Origin of the sequence: Herbaspirillum sp. NPDC101397 (assembly GCF_044767325.1) — a bacterium.
GTDB lineage: Bacteria > Pseudomonadota > Gammaproteobacteria > Burkholderiales > Burkholderiaceae_D > Herbaspirillum.
This window is the reverse complement of the sequence record NZ_JBIWNS010000001.1, coordinates 960,223-980,994: the sequence shown is the minus strand read 5'-3', so window position 1 is coordinate 980,994 and position 20,772 is coordinate 960,223. Positions and strand designations below refer to the sequence as shown.

Genomic DNA, 20,772 nt, shown 5'->3' with positions numbered 1-20,772 from the left:
TTCATCAATCGACCTTTTATGTTTTGGTGCCCACGGAGGGACTCGAACCCCCACACCTTGCGGCACATGGACCTGAACCATGCGCGTCTACCAATTCCGCCACGTGGGCCTAAAACGTTGTCACATCATCTGTGCAGCGCTTAGAAGGGCTGAATAATACTGGCATTGTGTCTGATGGTCAACAAAATAATGCCGGAAAATTCAGACGATTTGAAGACGATGGTGGCCAGGTAAATGCCGCACGTGACGGAGGGGATTGAGAGGGGAAATCAGAGAGGGCAAAGCAGGAAATTCAGTGACTTCTAAAACGCAAAAGGCCGATTGATTTTCATCAATCGACCTTTCATGTTTTGGTGCCCACGGAGGGAGCTCGGTCACGTACCGCGACCCCGTTTGGCCTTGCAAGGCCAAACCTTCGAGTCCCACCCGCAAGGCGCGCAGGCGCCTTGCTCGCGTGCCCTAAAACGCAAAAGGCCGATTGATTTTCATCAATCGACCTTTCATGTTTTGGTGCCCACGGAGGGACTCGAACCCCCACACCTTGCGGCACATGGACCTGAACCATGCGCGTCTACCAATTCCGCCACGTGGGCTTCACGCTGTAAAAGCGAAAGAACGAGATTATAGCGCAATTTTTGCGGATGTCAATCACTTGGGAGCATATGCCTGAATTATTTCCTGCGACATTCCGCCCGGTAGCCTTTCGTCGCCTCACGTTAGGCATCGCGTTAGGTAAATCGCGGCAACCTCCGTTACACTAGGGCATGTTGCGCCGTGCCATAGCCCGGACAACGGTATTCCAACAGCGCGTCCGGTAATTCGCCAGGCGCTGCTGACGAATAACAATTTACGCGAATATACTTTTGAGCCAATTTCCCTATTCCATCCCCAGCCGTGAGGAAATTCTCGGCATCCTGCGCACCTCTTCCGGCGCGCAAAACACGATGACACTGGCCGCTGCGCTCAGCGTCAAGCCCGAAGAAATGGATGGCCTCACGCGCCGGCTGAATGCAATGGAGCGCGATGGCCAGATCAAGCCCGACCGCTCCGGCAATTACCAGCTCACGCATTCTGACAGTTTCATTGAAGGCCGCGTCAGCAGCCATCGCGACGGCTTCGGTTTCCTGCTGCCGGAAGACGGCAGCGCCGACATCTTCCTGCCCGAGAAAGAAATGCAGAAGGTCTTGCACGGCGACCGCGTCCAGGCCCGCATCATCGGCACCGATCGCCGCGGCCGCCCGGAAGGCACCATCGTCGAGGTCGTGTCGCGCGCCAATACCCACGTCATCGGCCGCCTGCTCAACGAGAACGGCGTCTGGGTGGTGGCGCCTGAAGACAAGCGCATCGGCCAGGACGTCATCCTCGCCGGCTCGCCCGGCAAGGCCAAGGCAGGCCAGGTGGTCAGTGTTGAACTGACCGAGCAGCCTTCGCGCTACACGCAACCGGTCGGCAAGATTGCTGAAATCCTCGGCGACATAGACGATCCGGGCATGGAAATCGAAATCGCCGTGCGCAAGTACGGCGTCCCGCATGAATTCTCCGAAGCCGCCAAGAAATTGGCATCGAAACTGCCGAGCGAAGTCCGCGGCGCCGATCTCGACGAGCGCGTCGATTTGCGCGACGTACCACTGGTCACCATCGACGGCGAAGACGCGCGCGACTTCGACGATGCGGTGTATTGCGAACCGGTCAAGATCGGACGCTCCAACGGTTACCGCCTGATCGTCGCGATCGCCGACGTCAGCCACTACGTGAAGCCTAACGATGCGCTGGACGTTGATGCGCTGGAACGCAGCACCTCGGTGTATTTCCCGCGTCGCGTGATCCCGATGCTGCCGGAAAAGCTGTCGAATGGCCTTTGCTCGCTGAACCCTGATGTTGATCGTCTCACGCTCGTGTGCGATGCGGTCATCACGGCCAAGGGTGAAATCAAGGCGTACCAGTTCTACCCCGCGGTGATCCATTCGGCGGCACGCCTGACTTACACCGAAGTCGCCGCCGTGCTGGCCAACACCAAGGGACCGGAAGCCGCCAAGCGCGCCGGCGTGGTGCCGCATCTGCTGCATCTGTATGAAGTATTCCAGGCCTTGCTGCAGGCGCGTCATGCGCGCGGTGCGATCGATTTCGAGACCACTGAAACCTACATCGTCTGCAACGCCGCCGGCAAGATCGAAAAGATCCTGCCGCGCACGCGCAATGATGCCCATCGCCTGATCGAAGAGTGCATGCTGGCCGCCAATGTCTGCGCCGCCGACCTGTTGCACCGTCATGAGCATCCCGGCCTGTACCGCGTCCACGCGGGACCGACCAAGGAAAAGCTCACGCAACTGCGTACTTTCCTTAAGCAGATCGGCCTCAATCTCAACGGCGGCGATAAGCCGAGCGCGTCCGATTACGCCGAGCTGATGCCGAAGATCAAGGCGCGCCCCGATGCCTTGCTGGTTCAGACCATGCTGTTGCGCTCCATGCAGCAAGCCGTCTACAGCCCCGAAAACATCGGTCACTTCGGTCTGTCGTATGAGTCCTACGCCCACTTCACCAGCCCGATCCGCCGCTATCCCGATTTGCTGACGCATCGCGCCATCAAGGCAATTTTGCAGGGCAAGCGCTACGAGCCCAAGGGCATGGACACCAGCGTGCTCAACACCATGCTGTCGCCGGCCGCACGCAAGGCGCAAGCGGTTGATCGCGCCAATGGCAAGAAGAAATCGGAAAGCAGTATCGCCATCTGGGAAGCCCTTGGCATCCACTGTTCCGCCAATGAGCGCCGCGCCGACGAGGCGTCGCGCGACGTTGAAGCATGGCTCAAGTGCTACTTCATCCGCGACAAGCTGGGTGAAGAGTTCACCGGCACGATTTCCGGCGTCGCCACCTTCGGCATCTTCGTGCAACTGGATGCGCTCTATATTGAAGGCATGGTGCACGTCACCGAGCTGGGTGCCGATTACTTCCAGTACGACGAAGCGCGCCATGAATTGCGCGGCGAGCGCACCGGTATCCGTTATCAGCTGACCGATCGCGTCACGGTGCAGGTCAGCCGCGTCGATCTCGACGCGCGCAAGATCGACCTGCGTCTGGTGACTGAGCCGGGCATCCGCACGATTCTCAAGAACGAGGCGCGTCGCGCTGACAACGCCCAGCAAGCACGCAGCAAGGGTGGCGCTGGTGCAAAAGCCGGTGGCGCCCGGAAAGCAACTCCTGAAGCCGCGGCAGCTCCGGCGAAGGGGGGCAAGACGGCTGCCAAAGGCAAGACGGCAGCACGCAGCGGTACTGCGAAGGGCGCGCCAGAGTCGGAGCGCAAGCGTCCGGCGAAAGGTTTTTCCCGCCCCAGCAAGAAAAAGCGCTAATCCGGCTGAACCGGCATCAGGCAATTCAAGTAACTGAAGTAATCAGTAATTTGGCAAGATAAGGCAAGAAGTAGAGCACATGAAAAGTAAAATGATTTTTGGTTTCCACGCCGTCACCTCGCGGATCCGCCACGAGGCGTCGTCGGTGGAAGAACTGTATGTCGACGCGGACCGCAACGACGCCCGCATGCGCGATCTGCTGCATGCGGCGAAAGCGGCTGGCGTGCGCATCATCCAGGCGGATGACCAGCGCCTGTCGAACATCGTCGGTACGCGCCGTCACCAAGGCGTGGTGGCCAAGGCCGGTGAACTGTCGCTGGCGCGCAATCTGGACGAGCTGCTCGACGTTGTCGAAGGCCCGCCATTACTGCTGATCCTCGACGGCATCACCGATCCGCACAATCTCGGCGCCTGCCTGCGGGTGGCCGACGGTGCCGGCGCACATGCCGTGATCGCACCGAAGGATCGTGCAGTCGGCCTCAACGCCACGGCCGCCAAGGTCGCCAGCGGCGCCGCCGAAACCGTTCCCTACATCACCGTGACCAATCTGGCGCGCACCATGCGTGACCTCAAGGATCGCGGCGTCTGGCTGATCGGCATGGCTGATGATGCGGACAAGGATTTGTACGCGGGCGATTTCTCCGGCCCGACCGCGCTGGTGATGGGCTCGGAAGGCGAAGGCATGCGTCGCCTGACGCGTGAAACCTGCGATATCCTGGTCAGTATTCCGATGTTCGGCTCGGTCGAGAGCCTGAATGTCTCCGTCGCCTCCGGCGTCTGTCTGTACGAAGCCCGCCGGCAGCGCCTGCCCAAGTAGTTTTTGGGCCGCCTGCCGGGATCCCGGCAGGCGATTCTTTCTCTGTACTGCCTCCGTGTGATCCCGTTATTGACGCCAGGAAAGCCGATGCCTGCTCGGCAAGACTGGCGGTAAACGATTAAGATTGCACATTCCGCATTGACACCGACATTATGTTCAGCCGACTCCGAGAAGACATCTCCAGCATCATCGAACGCGATCCTGCAGCGCGCAATGCTTGGGAAGTCTTGACCTGTTACCCGGGCCTGCACGCGGTGGTGTTGCATCGCATCGCGAACAGGTGCTGGGTGATCGGCCTGAAGTGGCTGGGACGTTTCATCTCGCAGCTGGCGCGCTGGTTCACCGGCATTGAAATCCATCCGGGCGCCACTATCGGTCGCCGGGTCTTCATCGATCACGGCTTCGGCGTGGTGATCGGCGAAACGGCGGAAATTGGCGACGACTGTACGATTTACCAGGGCGTTACGCTTGGCGGGACTTCACTCAACAAGGGCGCCAAACGCCATCCGACGTTGGGACGCGGCGTCATCATCGGCGCCGGCGCGCAGGTGCTGGGCGGCTTCACCGTCGGCGACGGCGCCAAGGTCGGTTCCAATGCCGTGGTGGTCAAGGAAGTGCCGCCGGGCGCCACCGCGGTGGGCAATCCGGCGCGCGTGGTGCGCAAGGAAGCGCTGGATCCGCGCGAACATGCCGCCGCACGGATGTTCGCCGCCTATGGCGTTACGCCGAATGGCGATGATCCTTTGTCGAAGGCTTTGCACGGCTTGATCGATCAGGCCGCAGCGCAGGAACATCAGATCGAAGTGATGCTTGCAGCCCTCAAGAGTGCTGGCATCGGATGTCAGAAGCTGGAGGAGTTGGAAAAATTCGATCCCGCCCGGCTCAACAAGCTGGTGGAATAAAAAAAGAGGAGCTTGTCGCTCCTCTTTTTATTACGCGCGGTCTTTGTCCCGAATGCTGTTCAATGCAATTCAACGCCGGCTGCATCGAAGCGATGCAACACACCATCCGCAGTCAGGCTGATCCAGCCGCCGCGAACTGCTTCGACGTCGTATTCCCAATCGGGCAGCACATAGCGCAGGTGGGTCTGCCCGCTTGCTTCCAGCGTATGCAGGGCAGGGCGATGCGTGTGGCCGTGGATCAGCACTTGCGTGCCTGTGCTGTCGTAAAGCGCAGCAATGGCGCCGGCGTTAACGTCCATGATCTCCGTGGATTTTTCCTTGTTGGCATCCTTGCTGTTCTGGCGCACGCCTTCGATGATGGCCTTGCGCTGAGTCAGTGGCATGGCCAGGAATTGCTGTTGCCACGCCGGTTGCCGCACTTGTGCGCGAAACGCCATGTAGGCTGCGTCGTCGGTGCATTGGGCGTCGCCATGCGCCAGCGCGATCTCGCGTCCGGCCAGATGGATCACGTGCGGATCGCCGAGGATGGTCAGTCCGGCAGCTTCGGCGAAAGCCGATGCGACCAGGAAATCGCGGTTGCCGGCAATCCAGAACAGTTGCACGCCACGCTCGCTCAATTGACGCAAGGCGTCGACGATGGCGCGGTTGTAGGGCGTTTCCAGATCGTCGTCGCCGGCCCAGTATTCGAAGATATCGCCGAGCAGGTAAAGCTGTTGCGCGAACGCAGCGTGTCTGCTCAGGAAATCGAAGAACGCCTGCGTCGTGCGCGGCAGCGCGGCCTGCAGGTGCAGGTCGGAAATAAAAAGCGCAACCGCCTGGGGTTGCGCTTCTTGTACGGATGAAGTGTCGGTCATCGCTGAAGATCGAGGCAGGACGATCAGATCACTTCAGCCTTTTCGATCACCACGTCTTCGACCGGCACGTCGGCGAACATGCCCGAACGGGTGGTCTTGACGTTCTTGATCTTGTCGATCACGTCAGTGCCTTCGGTGACCTTGCCGAATACGCAATAGCCCCAGCCGTCCTGGCCCGGGAAGTCGAGGAAACTGTTGTTCTTGACGTTGACGAAGAACTGGGCGGACGCCGAGTGCGGCGCCGATGTACGGGCCATGGCCAGTGTATACGGCTCGTTCTTGAGGCCGTTCTTGGCTTCGTTTTCGACCGGATCGTTGGTTGGTTTTTGCTTCATGCCCGGCTCGAAACCCCCACCCTGGATCATGAAGCCATCGATTACGCGATGGAAAATGGTGCCGCTATAGTGACCGGAATTGACATAGGCCAAAAAGTTTTCAACCGTCTTCGGCGCTTTTTCAGCCTCCAGTTCGACTGTGAAGGTGCCGTGGTTGGTAGTGAAGAGAACTGCCATGAGAATTCCTTTGCGTGAAAAATGAAATGATGCGAAAAATTATACGGTAATGCGTGCTGCAGTCCGGCCGTGGCTTACTTGACCAGCGTCGCCGACTGGATCACCACAGGGGTGACCGGAACGTCGTCGTACATGCCGCTACTGCCGGTGCGGACCTGCTTGATCTTGTCGACTACGTCCGCGCCTTGCACGACCTTGCCGAACACGGCGTAACCCCAGCCGTCGCGGCTAGGGTAATCCAGCGGCTGGTTGTTGTTGACGTTGATGAAGAACTGGGCTGCGGCGGAGTGCGGATTCGAGGTACGCGCCATGGCGATGGTATACGCATCGTTTTTCAGGCCGTTCTTGGCTTCGTTCTTGATCGGAGCGTCCGTCGGCTTTTCGCGCATGTCCTTGTCGAAGCCACCGCCCTGGATCATGAAACCCTTGATCACGCGATGAAAGATGGTGCCGTTGTACTGGCCCTTCTTGACGTATTGCAGGAAGTTGGCCACGGTGACCGGCGCCTTGTCGGCGTCGAGTTCCAGCGTGATGTCGCCCATGCTGGTTTTGAGCAGCACGCGCGGCGCGTCGGCGGCATGCGCCAGCACGGCGGCGCAGGACAAGGAAATCGCGGCGATGCATTGCAGCAGCTTGCGGCGGGACAGGGCTTGAATCATGAAAAGTTTCCTTGCTTGAAAACGACTGAAAATGGACGGCTGAAACAGATGGCTTGAATAGACGGATAAAACGCGGACGGGAAGGCCGGTTTCGCTCAGGCTGCGCCTTCGTAGACGATCTTCCATTGCGATCCTTCTTTTTGCCAGTACTGGCGCTTGCGGACCGCATTCTTGTTTTTTCCGACGGCTGTTTCCTGAACGAAAGTACTGACGATCAGTTCATCCTTGCCGGGGTAGCGGTACAAGCTGAGGTCTCGCACTTTGACACTGGAAGGACGGGCGCCGTTCAGGCTTTTTTGCTGGCGGCTGAACCAGGTGCTGAGGCTTTCACCGAGATTGGAGCGGAAGGCCGGTGAGTAATTCGCCAGCACCTTGTCGGCGTCGGTGGCTTCCATGTCCTGCTGCCACTGATCCATGAATTTGCCGGCCGAGCCGCGATCCTTGTCCCATTCGATTTTGTTGACGAATTGGATGCCGTCGCTGATCACGACCACGGTCTTGCCGACTTCGGCGGTGGAATACAGGCTTTGCAGGTCGGGATTGGCCAGCACCACGCAGCCGTCGGAGGACAGCGGCGGACGGCTGAAATTGTCTGAAGGCGTACCGTGCAGCCAGATGCCGGAACCGCTGCGGCCGTTGCGCTTGTCCCATTCATTGGGATAGTTGAGCGGCAGCGCGCCGGTGCCGTAGAAGTCGGGTAGCTTGGGGCCCGGAATGCGGGCATTGACGTAGTACACGCCGATCGGCGTGCGCTGGTCGCCTTCACGCGATTTGTTGACGCCGTAGCGGCCTTGCGAAATGTAATAGTCGGTGATGAAGCGTAACTGGCCGCCCTGGTTCTCGTAGACGTACATGCGCGAACGGCTGGTGTCGACCACCAGCACGTTCTTCTGGTCGTCGCCGACTTGCAGCACCGGCTTGGGAATCAGGTTGGGGTTGGGACGTTCCTGCAATGACTTGATGCGCACCATGGCTTCGGCGCGCAAATCCTTGAGTTTGTCGGCCGGCGCGTCGGCCATGGCGCCGAATCCCCTGACCGGACGCGCGTGCATCATCAGCAGGTCGCCGCGCACCAGGTGGCCGAGGCGGAAATGCGGATATGCCGCCACCAGGGCATCGGCCTTGGCTTGCGCTTCCTGCAGGCGGTTGTTGCCGAGGTCCTTGTAGATCTCGATCAGCAACGCCTCGGGATCCGGCTTGCGGATTTCCGATTGCAGGGTCTGCGGCGGAATGGCGGAAGAGGAGGCGACGCTGGTTGCGACCGGCACGCAGGCCAGACAACTCAGCATCAGTCGTCCGAGGACCGATCGCAAGGGCAATCCCTTGCGTGTATTAGCAGCAAAACGAACCATCAGCCTCCCGAGCGCTCCTGTTTGATCAGCCACTTGTTGCCCTGTTTGGTCAGGATCAGTGTCTTGCGGCTGTTAACTGTCAGACGGTTCGAATTATATATCTGACGGAAGCGGACCGTTGCGGTGTCGTTCTTGATGGCGATTTGCGGCGCCTCGACCTTGACGGTGATATGGCCTTTTTCCTCAATGCGGGCACGGCGCTCGTCAGCCCATTCCTTGCGCGATTCGCCCTTCGGCGTCTGGAAATCGTTGCCGTAGGCGGCCAGATAGGACTTCACGTCCAGGTCGCTCCAGGCCTTGGCCCAGTTGTTGACGGCGGCCAGAACGGCGGTCTTGTCTTTTTCTTCACGTGCGGATTCAGCGGCCTTTGCGGCGGCTTTGTCAGCCTTTTCTGCAGCCTTGTCGGCCTTGCTTGGCTTCTCGGCCGGCTTTTCAGCAGGCTTGTCGACTGGTTTTTCAACTGGTTTCTCAACCGGTTTTTCAGCCGGCTTCGGCGTCGGCTTTTCAACCGGCTTTTCGGCCGGCTTCGGTTTTTCGACCGGAGCAGCAGGTTCCGGCTTGGGTTCTGGCTTCGGCTTGGTTTCCGGGGCAGGCGTTGGCGTAGGGACCACAGCCGGGGTGGCCGGCGTCGACGGCTTGCTGTTGGCGGTGTTCGCGCTTGCCAGTTTCGGGATGGTGCCGCCGGTGATGTTGCCCGACAGCGTGCGCACCAGCGTCAGCTTGGGTTGCGGTACGTTGCTGCCGGGGTCGATCTGCAGCGCCTTGTCGTAGGCCTGGCTGGCCAGCTTGGCGTAAATGTCGCCGAGGTTCTCCAGCGCGGTGGCATAGGTCGGATTGGTGCGGATGGCCATGTCGAGCGTGGTGCGCGCCTTGTCATATTGACCATTGGCGGCGTACAGCACGGCCAGGTTGTTGTACGGCTCGGGCAGGTCGGGGAAGTCTTCGGTCAGTTTGCTGAAGATGGCGATGGCTTCGGCGGACTTGTTCTGTTCCGCCAGGATCAGGCCCTTGACGAAGCGCATCTGGGCGTCGCGCGGATGCTTGGCGAGGACCGCGTCGGTCTTGACCAAGGCGTCAGCGTACTGACCGTTGCGCATGAGTTTGCTGATGTCTGAAACTTCGCTGGCCTGCACCGAGTAGATTGCGGCGATCAAGCCGGATAGAATAACGGTCTTGCTCAAAATGCCACGCAATGCATTGCGATAAGTGTGCGGAGATGCAAGAGGCATGGTTTTCATCAATGCTATACTCAAACGAAAAGACGCATTTTATCAAAGAAGCACTATAAAAAGGGTTTTGGCAATCGTGTTGTATTCATGTTGTAGACCGCTATAAAACAACAAGCGCGGACGCACTGAAAAACGTGCTGGCAGATGGCAACCCGCGCCTCTTGCTCAGCATTGAAACACCACACGAACCATTGCCGGAACCGATATTTCCCATTCATGAGCACTCTGAAAATCTATAACACGCTGGCGCGTGATAAGCAGGCTTTTTCCCCAATCGAACCGGGCAAGGTCCGCCTCTACGTATGCGGCATGACCGTGTACGATTATTGCCATCTTGGCCACGCCCGCGTGATGGTGGTGTTCGACATGGTGCAGCGCTGGTTGCGCGCGACCGGTTTCGAGGTGACATATGTGCGCAACATCACCGATATCGATGACAAGATCATTCAACGCGCGATTGAAAACCGCGAGTCGATCGGCCAGCTGACGCAGCGGTTCATCGACGCCATGGACGAGGATTCCGCCGCTCTCGGCGTGCAGAAGCCCGACCATGAGCCGCGCGCCACCGCCTATGTGCCGCAGATGCTGGACCTGATCGGCAAGCTCCAGGCCAACGGCCTGGCGTACCAGGGCAGCGACGGCGACGTCAATTATTCGGTGCGTGATTTCCCCGGCTACGGCAAATTGTCAGGCAAGTCGCTCGACGACTTGCGGGCCGGCGAGCGCGTCGACGTCAACACCGGCAAGCGCGACCCGCTCGACTTCGTGCTGTGGAAAGCCGCCAAGGAAAGCGAACCGGGCGAAGTCAAATGGGATTCGCCGTGGGGCAAGGGGCGTCCGGGTTGGCACATCGAGTGCTCGGCCATGGCGAGTGATTTGCTGGGCGACCATTTCGATATCCACGGTGGCGGTCAGGACTTGCAATTCCCGCATCACGAAAACGAAATCGCCCAATCGGAAGGCGCGCACCAGCACACCTTCGTCAATTATTGGATGCACAACGGTTTCATCCGTGTCGACAACGAAAAGATGTCGAAGTCGCTGGGAAATTTTTTCACCATCCGCGACGTCCTGAAAAAATATGATCCCGAAGTGGTACGCTTCTTCATCCTGCGTGCGCACTATCGCAGTCCGCTGAATTATTCGGATGCGCATCTGGACGACGCTCGCGTTGCCTTGACCCGTCTTTATACGGCGTTGAAAGATGTGCCGGCCGAAGAGGGTGTGGCAGCGGTGGTGGATCAGAACGATGTCCATGCGCAGCGTTTTTTCGAAGCGATGAACGACGACTTCAATACGCCGGTAGCAATTGCGGTGCTGTTCGATCTGGCCAATGAAGTCAACAAGAGCAAGTCGCCGGCGCAGGCGCGGCAGTTGAAGGCGCTGGCAGGTGTGATCGGATTGCTGGAGCGGCCTGCCGGAGTTTTCCTTCAAGGCGGTCAAGGCAGAGAAGCCGAAGGACTGTCTGCAGCAGAGATCGAAGCAAGAATCGCGGCGCGCGTCGCCGCCAAGCAAGCAAGGAATTTCGCCGAAGCAGACGGCATCCGCGCGGAACTCGCTGCGGCCGGCGTGATTCTGGAAGACAAACCGGGCGGTTTGACCGAGTGGCGACGAGGCTGACGAGAATGATAAAAAACAATCCCGCTGATCCGTCGATCAGCGTACCGGCATATTGGGAGCAAGCCAAAGCGGAGTTGATGAAGCGCGACCGCATCATGCGCAAGCTCATCCCGCAATTCGGCGACCTGCAACTGACCGGCCGTGGCGATGCCTTCACCACGCTGGCGCGATCCATCATCGGCCAGCAGATTTCCACCAAGAGCGCACAAGTCGTCTGGCAACGTTTCCTCGAAGCATGTCCGAAATGCATGCCGGCACAGGTCATCAAGACCGGTCCGGAGAATCTTGTTGCCTGCGGGCTGTCCAAACGCAAGGCCGAGTATATTCTCGATCTCGCCAATCACTTCAAGGCAAAGACGGTACATCCCGACAAATGGGCGGAGATGGAAGACGAAGATGTTATTGCCGAGATGTTGCAGATACGCGGGATTGGTCGCTGGACAGCCGAGATGTTTTTGATATTTAATCTGCTGCGCCCGAACGTGCTGCCCCTGGACGATCCGGGCCTGCTCAAGGGTATTAGTGACAGTTATTTTTCGGGTGAACCGGTATCGCGCAGCGATGCGCGCGAGGTCGCCGCGAACTGGGAGCCGTGGCGCACCGTCGCCACCTGGTATCTGTGGCGCAGCCTGGACGGCGCCACTTCCTGAAGATTGAAAAGCTTGCCGTCTGTGACCCATGTTGGCAAGGCGGCAATACGAATAGAAGGTATGCGGGCTGTTATACTCGCGCCTGTTCATGAAAATGCGTAAAGGAATACGATGAGCAAGTCGACAACGACATTTCTGGGTTTCGAGCAGGCAATCGCCGAGCTGGATGCCAAAATTGAAGAGTTGCGCTTTGTGCAAGACGACTCGGCAGTCGATATCTCGGAAGAGATCGAGCGCCTGGTCAAGAAGAGCCAGCAACTGACCAAGGATATCTACGCCAAGCTCACGCCGTGGCAAGTGTCGCAAATCGCCCGTCATCCGCAACGTCCGTACACCATGGACTATGTGAATGAAATCTTCACCGACTTCCACGAACTGCACGGCGACCGCACCTATGCGGACGATCTGTCCATCGTCGGCGGTCTGGCGCGCTTCAACGGCCAGGCCTGCATGGTGATCGGCCATCAGAAGGGCCGCGACACGAAGGAACGCGCGCTGCGCAATTTCGGCATGCCGAAACCGGAAGGCTATCGCAAGGCCATGCGCCTGATGAAAGTCGCCGAGAAATTCAATTTACCCATCTTTACCTTCGTCGACACGCCGGGCGCATTCCCCGGCATCGACGCGGAAGAGCGCGGCCAATCCGAAGCGATCGGCCATAACCTGTACGTCATGGCCGAACTCAAGGTGCCGCTGATCGCCACCATCATCGGTGAAGGCGGTTCCGGCGGCGCGCTGGCGATCGCCGTGGGCGACTCGGTGCTGATGCTGCAATACGCGACCTATTCGGTGATCTCGCCGGAAGGCTGCGCCTCGATCCTGTGGAAGACCGCCGACCGCGCGTCCGATGCCGCCGAAGCGCTGGGCCTGACTGCGCATCGCCTCAAGGCCATGGGGCTGATCGACAAGATCGTCAATGAACCGTTGGGCGGCGCCCATCGCGATCCGAAGCAAATGGCCTCGCTGCTCAAGCGTGCACTTGCCGATACGCTGCGTCAATTCCAGGGCGTCAAGACCAAGGAACTGCTGGCCGCGCGTCATGAAAAGCTGATGAGCTACGGCAAGTTCAAGGAATTGAATACGCAGGAATAAACCTGACGCCGGGATCGTTTCCTGAATTTAGCGATCCCGGCTTGCAGTTCCCGCTTTCCGCAGATGGCCTCCTTCGAGGCCATTTTTCTTTGGTGTCATATGTCGACGGCGAGTGCGGTCATCGGCGCTGAATTTCACCTCATGACCTATCACTCGCGCGCAGGAAAATCACATGTCCGCTTCAGGCGCCGTTTTCACTTTGCAAGAACAATTCTCCCAAGCCATTGAGGCGCTGAGCATCCCGTATCGCGTCGACAACGATCGCACGCTGGTCGAAGCGTTTCCCGTCATTGCAGTGGCTTACAGCGGCGGACTTGATTCGTCGGTGCTGCTGCATCTCGCCTCCGCCTTTGCGCGCGAGCAGGGTGTGCGGCTGTTGGCTTTCCACATCCATCACGGCATCAGCGCCAACGCCGATCAATGGCAGGCGCATTGCCGTGCGCAATCCGAACGTGTCGATGTGCAGTTCGATACGCGCAACGTCACGCTCGCGGCGAAGGACAAGAGCGGTGTCGAGGAAGCGGCGCGCCTGGCGCGTTACCAGGCGCTGGGACAACTGTGCCGTGAGCACGGCGCGAGCTTGTTGCTGACCGCGCATCACCTCGACGACCAGGCCGAAACCGTACTGCTGCAAATGCTGCGCGGCTCGGGCGTAGCCGGGATTTCAGGCATGGACGGCGCCAACAAGGCGGCGGAATTGCTCGGCGACGCCGGCCTGCTGATGGCGCGTCCCTTGCTCGGCGCATCACGCGGCGAGCTGGAACAATATGCGCAGCAGGAACAGGTCTCGTTCGTCGAGGATGAATCCAACAGCGATACGCGCTATGCGCGCAACGCCTTGCGCCATAAGGTGATGCCGGTGCTGGCGGAATTTTTCCCTGGTTTCCAGGAGCGTTTTGCACGCGCGGCGGGACATGCGCAAGCGGCGCAGCGACTACTGACGGTGTTGGCAACTCAGGATCTGGCCGCCTGCCTGGAGGGAGAATATCTCAGCGTGCCGGCATTGCGCCGGCTCGATCCTGAACGCGTCGACAACCTGTTGCGTCACTGGCTCGGACTGCGCGGATTACGCATGCCGTCGTCGGCGTGGCTGTTTGAACTGCGCACGCAGTTGCTCGATGCGAAATACGACGCCCAGTTGTGCGTGACGCATCCCGATTGCCACGTGCGGCGTTATCGCGATCGCGTTTTCCTGACGCCGCGCCGGCCGCCATTCGACGAAAACACCGGGCCGCAACCGTTCACCTGGCGTGGTGAAGACAAGCTGCATTTCCCGCAGTTTTCCGGCAGCCTGTTTTTCGATGTCGCCGACACCGGTTTCAACGCGGCGTGGTTGCGCGGGCAATCCTTGTCCGTGTGTTTGCGCAGCGGCGGCGAACGCGTCCGCCTGGCGTGGAATCGTCCCGCCAAGAGTCTCAAATATCATTTCCAGAACATGGATATCCCGGCGTGGGAACGTCCGTATCTGCCGCTGGTTTTTGCACAGGAGCAGATCCTGTACGCGGCGGGCATCGGCATGGACTGCCACGCGCAACCGAAGCCTGGCGAGGAGGGAGAGGAGGGAGAGGAGGGCGACGGGCCCCGGATTGCCTTGCGCTGGCAGGCTGATCTGGGCTGACTGCTAAAGCCGATTTTTTTTCGGATCGCAATGAAAAACGGCTTGCCATGTTCAATGGCAAGCCGTTCTTTTTTGCGCTCCCTGAGCGTGTTTTTACATACTGCCTTTACTTCACTTCAGGCTGCCTGAATTACTTTGCCTTGGCAGGTGCTGCTGGTGTGGCGGGAGTAGCTGGTGTTGCCGGTGTTGCAGCAGGTGCTGCGGTTGTCTTTTCAGCCTTGGCTTCCTTCTTGGTGTGCTTCACGGCCTTGTGCTTGGCGGCGTGCTCTGCCTTCGGCGCTGCTGTCGCGGCCGCAGGAGTTGCAGCTGCAGGTTTTGCAGTTGCTGGTGCTGCAGGTGCGCCGGTTTGAGCGAACACTGGCAGGGTCAGGGCGGAGAACAGAGCTGCAACGACGATGGATTTCGAGTTCATGGCAATTTCCTTAAAGAGAAGTTTTTTCAGTCTCGGCGCTGATTGTTGCGCCTTACTTCCATTAACGAGCCGTGAACCAAAGCGACGACATCAGAGTGTTTCAAAAGATGTCATATTTGTAAGCATCTGTTGCAGTTCCTTTGCACCTGTCAGATCGCTATGCGAACGGCCAGCCATGCGAGCCGAACAAGCCCACAAGGCCGATGACGATCAGATAGATCGCGATGATGAAGTTGAGAAGGCGCGGCATCACCAGGATCAGAATGCCGGCAATCAGGGCGACCAGAGGGCCGAAGGAAAGATGAAGGTTCATGTGATGCTCCTTGTTGGTTGATCTTGATCGGAACAGCTATCACCGTCAGATGGCATTCGGGTGACAGAGTTCAGCACATGGATTCGCTAATCCTTATAATGGCGATCCCGGTTCATCTGCAGAAAGTACGGCATGGCTTTTCAATCCTGGTTTGCATTTTTCCTGGCGGCTTGTCTGATCGCCATCTCTCCCGGTTCCGGCGCGGTCTTGTCGATGAGTCACGGCCTCAGCTACGGCGTGCGCCGCACCAGCGCCACCATCCTCGGCCTGGAAGTCGCATTGGTGCTGATCCTGGTGATTGCCGGCGCCGGTGTGGGTTCGCTGCTGGTGGCCTCGGAAGCCGCCTTCAATACGATCAAGATCCTCGGTGCGGCCTACCTGATTTACCTCGGCTGGTCGCAATGGCGCGCGCCGGTGCATGTCGACGAAGCGCAGGCGGCGCGTCCGGCGGCGCCGACGGCCTGGTGGCAGCGCACGGTCACCGGTTTCCTGACCAACGCCACCAATCCGAAGGGCATCGTCTTCATGGTGGCGGTCTTGCCGCAGTTCATCAACCATGATCGCCCGTTGTGGCTGCAGTTGTTGCTGATGGCGATCACCATGGTGGTGGTCGACCTGGTGGTGATGCACGGTTATGCATTCGCGGCGAGCCGCATGCAGCGCTTCTTCCGGGATGCGAAAGCGGTGCGCATGCAGAACCGCTTCTTCGGCGGTGTGCTGATGCTGGTCGGCGCCGGATTGTTTTTCTTCAAGCGCAGCCAGCAATGATGTTACGCCGACAATAAATCGGCAAACGTAAAAAAAGCCCGCATCGGCCATAGGTCGCCTGCGGGCTTTTTGCTGCGGCGCTGATGCGCTGCTGCGTTGATGCATCAGTGACGTGATTACTTGTCCTTCTTCAGGCACTCTTTCATGAAGGCCTTGCGGTCGTCGCCTTTCTTGCCGGTGGCGTCCTTGTTGCAGCTTTTCATCTTGTCTTGCTGGGTGACTGGTGCGGCAGGGGCGGCCGGCTTGTTGGAGAGACAATCCTTCATGAAAGCCTTGCGTTCGTCACCTTTTTTGCCGGTGGCGTCCTTGTTACAGGTAGTCATCTTGCTTTGCTGGGCGGTCTGGGTTTGCGCCATGGCGGCCGGGGCGAGCATGACGGGAGCGATGAGGGCGAAGGCCAGGGTTGCGAGCAGTTTTTTCATGGGTTTCTCCATTCAGGGATAACGTGGGTTGTGCGGCTTGGATGCCGCGTTCTTGCCTAGTTCTGCGCTTGGCACGACGATATGGCCGTCTGCTTGCCCTTGAACGTTTGCCAAACCGGCCGCGTTGACAGCGCCGCTACGCCATTTTTGTCAGCGTGGACAGGTAACGTCGCCCTCGGGACACGCGGACAGCGCCTTGAGCTCCTTGGTGCGTTCCAGCGTCTTTTCCGTCAGGCAGGATTGCAGCGCCATGTTGTGCACCGAGCCGCCGGCACTGCGCGAGGTGGCATACTTGCAGGACAGGTCGCGGTATTTGATCCAGGCCAGCTGGACGTCGCGGATCTGATTCTGCTGGGCCTTGTCGAGGCGCTTGCGGTAATCAACGTAAGTCTGGTTCAGCTCGGCGTCGGCCTTGTTGAGCGCCTGGCTGGCGCATTCGTCGATGTCGGCCTGAGTCTGGGCACTTTGGGCATTGCTGCAGTCCACGGCCCAGGCGCTGCTGCCGGCGAGGGAGAAAGAGAGCAGCGCGGCGATGCGCCATAGGGATGATTTCATGTTTTCCTCAACTTTATCTGGTGGCGAGTGTCTACTCTGCGGTAGGCAAAAGCAAGCGCTTTGCACGGCAAGATTGTTGCGAAGTGTTACGAGGTGTTGGCAAGGCGCTGCATTTTTTTAGAAGTATCGCCCGGCACCTAGTTCAATCGAAAATCGATCAACATTCAAACGAAGGCGGGACACATTCATGGCGCTCAACTGGATCGCAGCTTTCAAACTGATACCGTGGGCCGACGTCGTCCAAGCCACGCCGACGGTGGTGCGCGGCGCCAAGGACTTGTGGGCGCGCACGCGGGCGGGCAAGGCCAAATCGGCGGCCGTGGAGGATGGCGCAGCGCCGGCGCCCGGCAGCCCCGAGCAGTTGGCACAGCGCATCACGCAGCTGGAAGGGGAGCAGCTCGATGCCTCGGCGCTGATCAACACGCTGGCGGAGCAGAACGCGCAACTGGTGGCGGCGCTCGACAACGTGCGCAACAAGGTCAAGCTGCTGGTCGCGGCGTGCGTGCTGCTGGCGTTGAGTAGCGCGGCCTTGTGGTTGCGTTAGCCGTGACGGGACAGTGTCGTTTTCTGCATAAAAAGTAAGCTCCGCCGGCATGCGCTATGCTGTCGACAATGGACGCGCTTGTTTGCTGATATAACCTGAGACAGGTGCGTCGTTTTCTTCTGATTTCCCGCCTGGAGTTGCATGTTCCTTCTATCGTTGCGCATGACGCGCCGTGACTGGCGCGCCGGTGAATTGCGCTTCCTGCTGATTGCCCTGATCGTCGCCGTGGCGGCGTTGTCCTCGGTTGGCTTCTTCGTCGACCGCATGCGCGCCGGCCTCACGCGCGACGCGCACCAGTTGCTCGGCGCCGATCTGCTGGTCGGCGCGGACCAGCCTCTCAATCCGGCGTGGCTCGAGCAGGCCGGGAAAAGCAAGTTGACGATGGCGCAGACGGTGGTGTTCCCGAGCATGGCGCTTGCCGGCGAAGGTGAGGCCGGCGTCAATGCGGCGCGCTCCATTCTGTCCTCGATCAAAGCGGTCACCAGCGCTTATCCGCTGCGTGGACAACTGAAGTTAACCGGAACCGATGGTGCCGACCTTGCCGTCGAAGGCGTTCCGCAAGCAGGCACGGTATGGGTTGATCCCAACATCCTCTCGGCCCTGCAAGTCAGACAGGGCGATCCGCTCAAGCTGGGCGACAAGAGCTTCCGCATCGCCGGCGTGATCTCGGTCGAACCTGATCGCGGCAGCGCCTTCGTCAATTTCGCTCCACGCGTCATGCTCGGCATGGATGATCTAGCCGCCACCGGCCTGGTGCAATTCGGTTCGCGGGTGACCTACCGCCTGCTGTTGGCGGGTACGCCGGAGCAGATCAGGGCTTACCAGCAATGGCTGCAAAAGACCATCGACGACGGCAACGTCAAGGGCGTGCGTATCGAGTCGCTCGAATCGGGCCGTCCGGAAATGCGCGCCACGCTCGATCGTGCCGAACAATTCCTCTCGCTGGTCGGCTTGCTGTCGGCCTTGCTGGCGGCGGTCGCGGTGGCGATGGCGGCACGTCGTTTCATGCTGCGGCATCTGGATGCCTGCGCCATGCTGCGCTGTTTCGGCATGACGCAGAATCAGGTCACGCTGATGTACCTGCAGGAGTTCATCGTGGTCGGACTGGCCGGCAGCGTGCTCGGCGTGCTGCTCGGTTTTGCTGCGCACTTCGCGCTGCTCGAATGGCTCGGTCGATTCATGCCGACTACGCTGCCGGCGGCGAGTTGGTGGCCCGCGCTGCAAGGCGTCGCGATCGGCTTGCTGTTGCTGGTCGGATTCGCCTTACCGCCGCTGCTCCAGCTGCGCAACGTTCCGCACAACCGCGTGATCCGGCGCGAAGCCTCGGCGCCCAGGGCGATGGGCATCGCCACCTATGCGCTGGGCATGCTGGTGTTCGCCGGATTGCTGCTGTGGCAGGCCGGCGATATCAAGCTCGGCGCCATGACGGCCGCTGGATTCCTCGGCGGGTTCGCGTTGTTTGCGTTGATCGCCTGGGCATGCCTGCGCAGCGTGCAATCGCTGCGCGGCCTGTTCAACAACCAGAGCTGGCGTTTCGCCATCGACGGTTTGCAGCGCCGCCCCGGCGCCACCACGATGCAGATCGTGGCGCTCGGCCTCGGCCTGATGGCCTTGCTGTTGCTGACCGTGATTCGCGGTGACCTGATCGGCGCCTGGCGCCAGGCCACGCCGGCCGATGCGCCGAACCGCTTTGTCATCAACATCCAGCCGGACCAGAAAGATGTGGTCGAGCAAAAGCTGAAACAGGCAGGCTTGCAGCAGGCGCGTCTGTTCCCGATGATTCGCGGCCGCCTGGTGCAGATCAACGGCAAGCCCGTCACCAACGACACCTATCAGGAAGACCGCGCCAAGCGCCTGGTGGATCGCGAATTCAATCTCTCGACCATGCGCGACCTGCCCGCGCAGAACACCATCGTCGGCGGCAAATGGTATGACGACAGCCGTCCCGAAGCGTCGGTGGAAGAAGGCCTGGCCAAAACGCTCAAGCTCAGCCTCGGCGACCAGCTGCAATTCGACATCGCCGGCCAGTTGGTCAGCGTGCCGGTCACCAGCATCCGCAAGCTCGAATGGGGTTCGCTGCGGGTCAACTTCTTCGTCATCATCAATCCGGCAGCGATGCGCGAGATGCCTCAAACCTGGATCACCGCTTTCCACTTGCCCGTCGCCAAGGCCGGGCTCGGCAATGCACTTACGCGCGATTTCCCGAACCTGACGGTGGTGGATATCGGCAGCGTGCTGAAGCAGATCCAGGACATTGTCGATCAGGTGATTTCCGCAGTGGAATTCCTGTTCCTGTTCACGCTGACGGCCGGCGTGCTGGTGTTGTATGCGGCATTGGTCGGCACCCAGGATGAACGGGTGCGCGAAGCCGGCCTGCTGCGTGCGCTCGGCGCCACGCGACAGGAGTTGGCAAGGGCGCAACGCATCGAGGTCATGCTCATCGGCAGCGTGGCCGGATTGCTGGCCGCCAGCGGTGCCGCGGCCATCGGCTGGGCGCTGGCGCATTACGTATTCGACTTCGAATGGCGCTTCAGTCCGTGGCTGTGGCTGGCGGGTGCCGGCATCGGCATGGCGTGCGCCGTATTCGGCGGCTGGGCGGGCTTGCGCAACGTACTGTCGAGGCCGCCGCTGCAGACTTTGCGCGAGGCATAAAGGGGCATAACCGGGAGACATACCGGCGCCGAAGCGGGTATCATCTCCGTCTATGCAAATCGAAGACCTCAATCAGCCGACCGTCTATGACATGATCGGCGGCGCGGAAAAGCTGCGCGCCATGGTGGATCGTTTCTACGATCTGATGGACCTTGAGCCGGAGTTCGCCGGCATCCGCGCGCTGCATCCGCCGTCGCTCGATGGTTCGCGCGACAAGACCTACTGGTTCCTGTCCGGCTGGAGCGGCGGCCCCAATCTGTACATCGAACGCTTCGGCCATCCGTTCCTGCGCGCGCGCCATCTGCCGTTTGCCATCGGCATCTCCGAGCGCGACCAATGGCTGCGCTGCATGGCGTGGGCAATGGAAGACACCGGCCTCGACGAAGCGCTGCGCACGCGCCTGATGCAGTCGTTCTTCCAGACGGCCGACTGGATGCGCAACAAGCCTGAATAA

At 59.9% G+C, this 20,772-nt stretch carries 20 protein-coding genes and 2 tRNA genes; 11 read left to right on the top strand and 11 right to left on the bottom strand.

From position 1 onward, the window contains the following. Nucleotides 1-24: 24 nt before the first annotated feature. A tRNA-Leu gene (locus tag ACIROW_RS04320) sits at nt 25-109 on the bottom strand. Nucleotides 110-508: 399 nt separating this feature from the next. Next, nucleotides 509-593 (bottom strand) — tRNA-Leu (locus tag ACIROW_RS04315). 270 nt (nt 594-863) lie between these two features. Here ACIROW_RS04315 and rnr point away from each other — a divergent pair. The 3 genes from rnr (at nt 864) to cysE (ending at nt 5,066) form a co-directional block, all read left to right on the top strand. Further along, nucleotides 864-3,347, top strand: coding sequence for a ribonuclease R (gene rnr, locus ACIROW_RS04310; RefSeq protein ID WP_402272254.1), 2,484 nt, complete (start codon nt 864-866; stop codon nt 3,345-3,347). A 79-nt stretch (nt 3,348-3,426) separates the two neighbouring features. After that, a complete protein-coding gene (gene rlmB, locus ACIROW_RS04305; protein ID WP_265213077.1) occupies nt 3,427-4,164 on the top strand; it encodes a 23S rRNA (guanosine(2251)-2'-O)-methyltransferase RlmB in 738 nt (245 codons plus the stop codon). Nucleotides 4,165-4,316: 152 nt separating this feature from the next. Then, nucleotides 4,317-5,066 carry a serine O-acetyltransferase gene (gene cysE / locus ACIROW_RS04300; RefSeq protein ID WP_402272251.1) on the top strand — a complete coding sequence of 250 codons (750 nt, stop codon included), beginning with the start codon at nt 4,317-4,319 and terminating at the stop codon, nt 5,064-5,066. A gap of 59 nt (nt 5,067-5,125) precedes the next feature. On the opposite strand, the gene ACIROW_RS04295 is transcribed toward cysE, so the two are convergent. The 5 genes from ACIROW_RS04295 to ACIROW_RS04275 form a co-directional block, all read right to left on the bottom strand. After that, nucleotides 5,126-5,920 (bottom strand): UDP-2,3-diacylglucosamine diphosphatase, encoded by a 795-nt coding sequence (locus ACIROW_RS04295; RefSeq protein WP_402272249.1) that lies wholly within the window; start codon nt 5,918-5,920, stop codon nt 5,126-5,128. 23 nt (nt 5,921-5,943) lie between these two features. Beyond that, nucleotides 5,944-6,432: a peptidylprolyl isomerase gene (locus ACIROW_RS04290; RefSeq protein ID WP_402272247.1), complete on the bottom strand. Its 489-nt coding sequence runs from the start codon at nt 6,430-6,432 to the stop codon at nt 5,944-5,946. 74 nt (nt 6,433-6,506) lie between these two features. Continuing rightward, a complete protein-coding gene (locus tag ACIROW_RS04285; RefSeq protein WP_402272245.1) occupies nt 6,507-7,091 on the bottom strand; it encodes a peptidylprolyl isomerase in 585 nt (194 codons plus the stop codon). 95 nt (nt 7,092-7,186) lie between these two features. Next, nucleotides 7,187-8,443 carry a murein L,D-transpeptidase family protein gene (locus tag ACIROW_RS04280; protein WP_402272242.1) on the bottom strand — a complete coding sequence of 419 codons (1,257 nt, stop codon included), beginning with the start codon at nt 8,441-8,443 and terminating at the stop codon, nt 7,187-7,189. Further along, the gene (locus tag ACIROW_RS04275; RefSeq protein WP_402272239.1) at nt 8,443-9,681 is read right to left on the bottom strand and encodes a tetratricopeptide repeat protein; all 1,239 of its coding nucleotides are present in this window, start codon (nt 9,679-9,681) and stop codon (nt 8,443-8,445) included. Before ACIROW_RS04275 ends, ACIROW_RS04280 begins: the two co-directional genes overlap by 1 nt. Nucleotides 9,682-9,888: 207 nt before the next feature. On the opposite strand from ACIROW_RS04275, the gene cysS reads away from it, so the two are divergent. From cysS to tilS, 4 genes are all read left to right on the top strand, one after another. Further along, complete coding sequence (cysS, locus tag ACIROW_RS04270) at nt 9,889-11,292, top strand: cysteine--tRNA ligase (protein WP_402272237.1); 1,404 nt, start codon at nt 9,889-9,891, stop codon at nt 11,290-11,292. Nucleotides 11,293-11,297: 5 nt separating this feature from the next. After that, nucleotides 11,298-11,942 (top strand): DNA-3-methyladenine glycosylase family protein, encoded by a 645-nt coding sequence (locus tag ACIROW_RS04265; RefSeq protein WP_402272234.1) that lies wholly within the window; start codon nt 11,298-11,300, stop codon nt 11,940-11,942. A gap of 111 nt (nt 11,943-12,053) precedes the next feature. Beyond that, entirely contained in the window at nt 12,054-13,034 is a 981-nt protein-coding gene (locus ACIROW_RS04260) for an acetyl-CoA carboxylase carboxyltransferase subunit alpha (protein WP_053197449.1), read from the top strand. 172 nt (nt 13,035-13,206) lie between these two features. Beyond that, the gene (gene tilS, locus ACIROW_RS04255; RefSeq protein WP_402272231.1) at nt 13,207-14,652 is read left to right on the top strand and encodes a tRNA lysidine(34) synthetase TilS; all 1,446 of its coding nucleotides are present in this window, start codon (nt 13,207-13,209) and stop codon (nt 14,650-14,652) included. 130 nt (nt 14,653-14,782) lie between these two features. Here the strand turns inward: tilS and ACIROW_RS04250 are convergent, their stop codons facing one another. Together ACIROW_RS04250 and ACIROW_RS04245 are read right to left on the bottom strand one after the other, a co-directional pair. Further along, nucleotides 14,783-15,064, bottom strand: a complete 282-nt coding sequence (locus ACIROW_RS04250) for a hypothetical protein (RefSeq protein ID WP_402272229.1) — start codon at nt 15,062-15,064, stop codon at nt 14,783-14,785. A 157-nt stretch (nt 15,065-15,221) separates the two neighbouring features. Then, complete coding sequence (locus tag ACIROW_RS04245; protein WP_083457757.1) at nt 15,222-15,377, bottom strand: DUF3096 domain-containing protein; 156 nt, start codon at nt 15,375-15,377, stop codon at nt 15,222-15,224. 132 nt (nt 15,378-15,509) lie between these two features. Between ACIROW_RS04245 and ACIROW_RS04240 the strand changes: the two genes are divergently transcribed. Continuing rightward, entirely contained in the window at nt 15,510-16,145 is a 636-nt protein-coding gene (locus tag ACIROW_RS04240; RefSeq protein ID WP_402272227.1) for a LysE family transporter, read from the top strand. A 116-nt stretch (nt 16,146-16,261) separates the two neighbouring features. On the opposite strand, the gene ACIROW_RS04235 is transcribed toward ACIROW_RS04240, so the two are convergent. Beyond that, nucleotides 16,262-16,567, bottom strand: coding sequence for a PsiF family protein (locus ACIROW_RS04235; RefSeq protein ID WP_402272225.1), 306 nt, complete (start codon nt 16,565-16,567; stop codon nt 16,262-16,264). 150 nt (nt 16,568-16,717) lie between these two features. Further along, entirely contained in the window at nt 16,718-17,122 is a 405-nt protein-coding gene (locus ACIROW_RS04230; RefSeq protein ID WP_402272223.1) for a lysozyme inhibitor LprI family protein, read from the bottom strand. A gap of 187 nt (nt 17,123-17,309) precedes the next feature. Between ACIROW_RS04230 and ACIROW_RS04225 the strand changes: the two genes are divergently transcribed. The 3 genes from ACIROW_RS04225 (at nt 17,310) to ACIROW_RS04215 (ending at nt 20,772) form a co-directional block, all read left to right on the top strand. Continuing rightward, nucleotides 17,310-17,666: a hypothetical protein gene (locus tag ACIROW_RS04225; protein WP_402272221.1), complete on the top strand. Its 357-nt coding sequence runs from the start codon at nt 17,310-17,312 to the stop codon at nt 17,664-17,666. Between the two features lie 141 nt (nt 17,667-17,807). After that, nucleotides 17,808-20,318, top strand: a complete 2,511-nt coding sequence (locus tag ACIROW_RS04220; protein ID WP_402272219.1) for an ABC transporter permease — start codon at nt 17,808-17,810, stop codon at nt 20,316-20,318. 52 nt (nt 20,319-20,370) lie between these two features. After that, nucleotides 20,371-20,772, top strand: coding sequence for a group II truncated hemoglobin (locus ACIROW_RS04215; protein ID WP_053197463.1), 402 nt, complete (start codon nt 20,371-20,373; stop codon nt 20,770-20,772).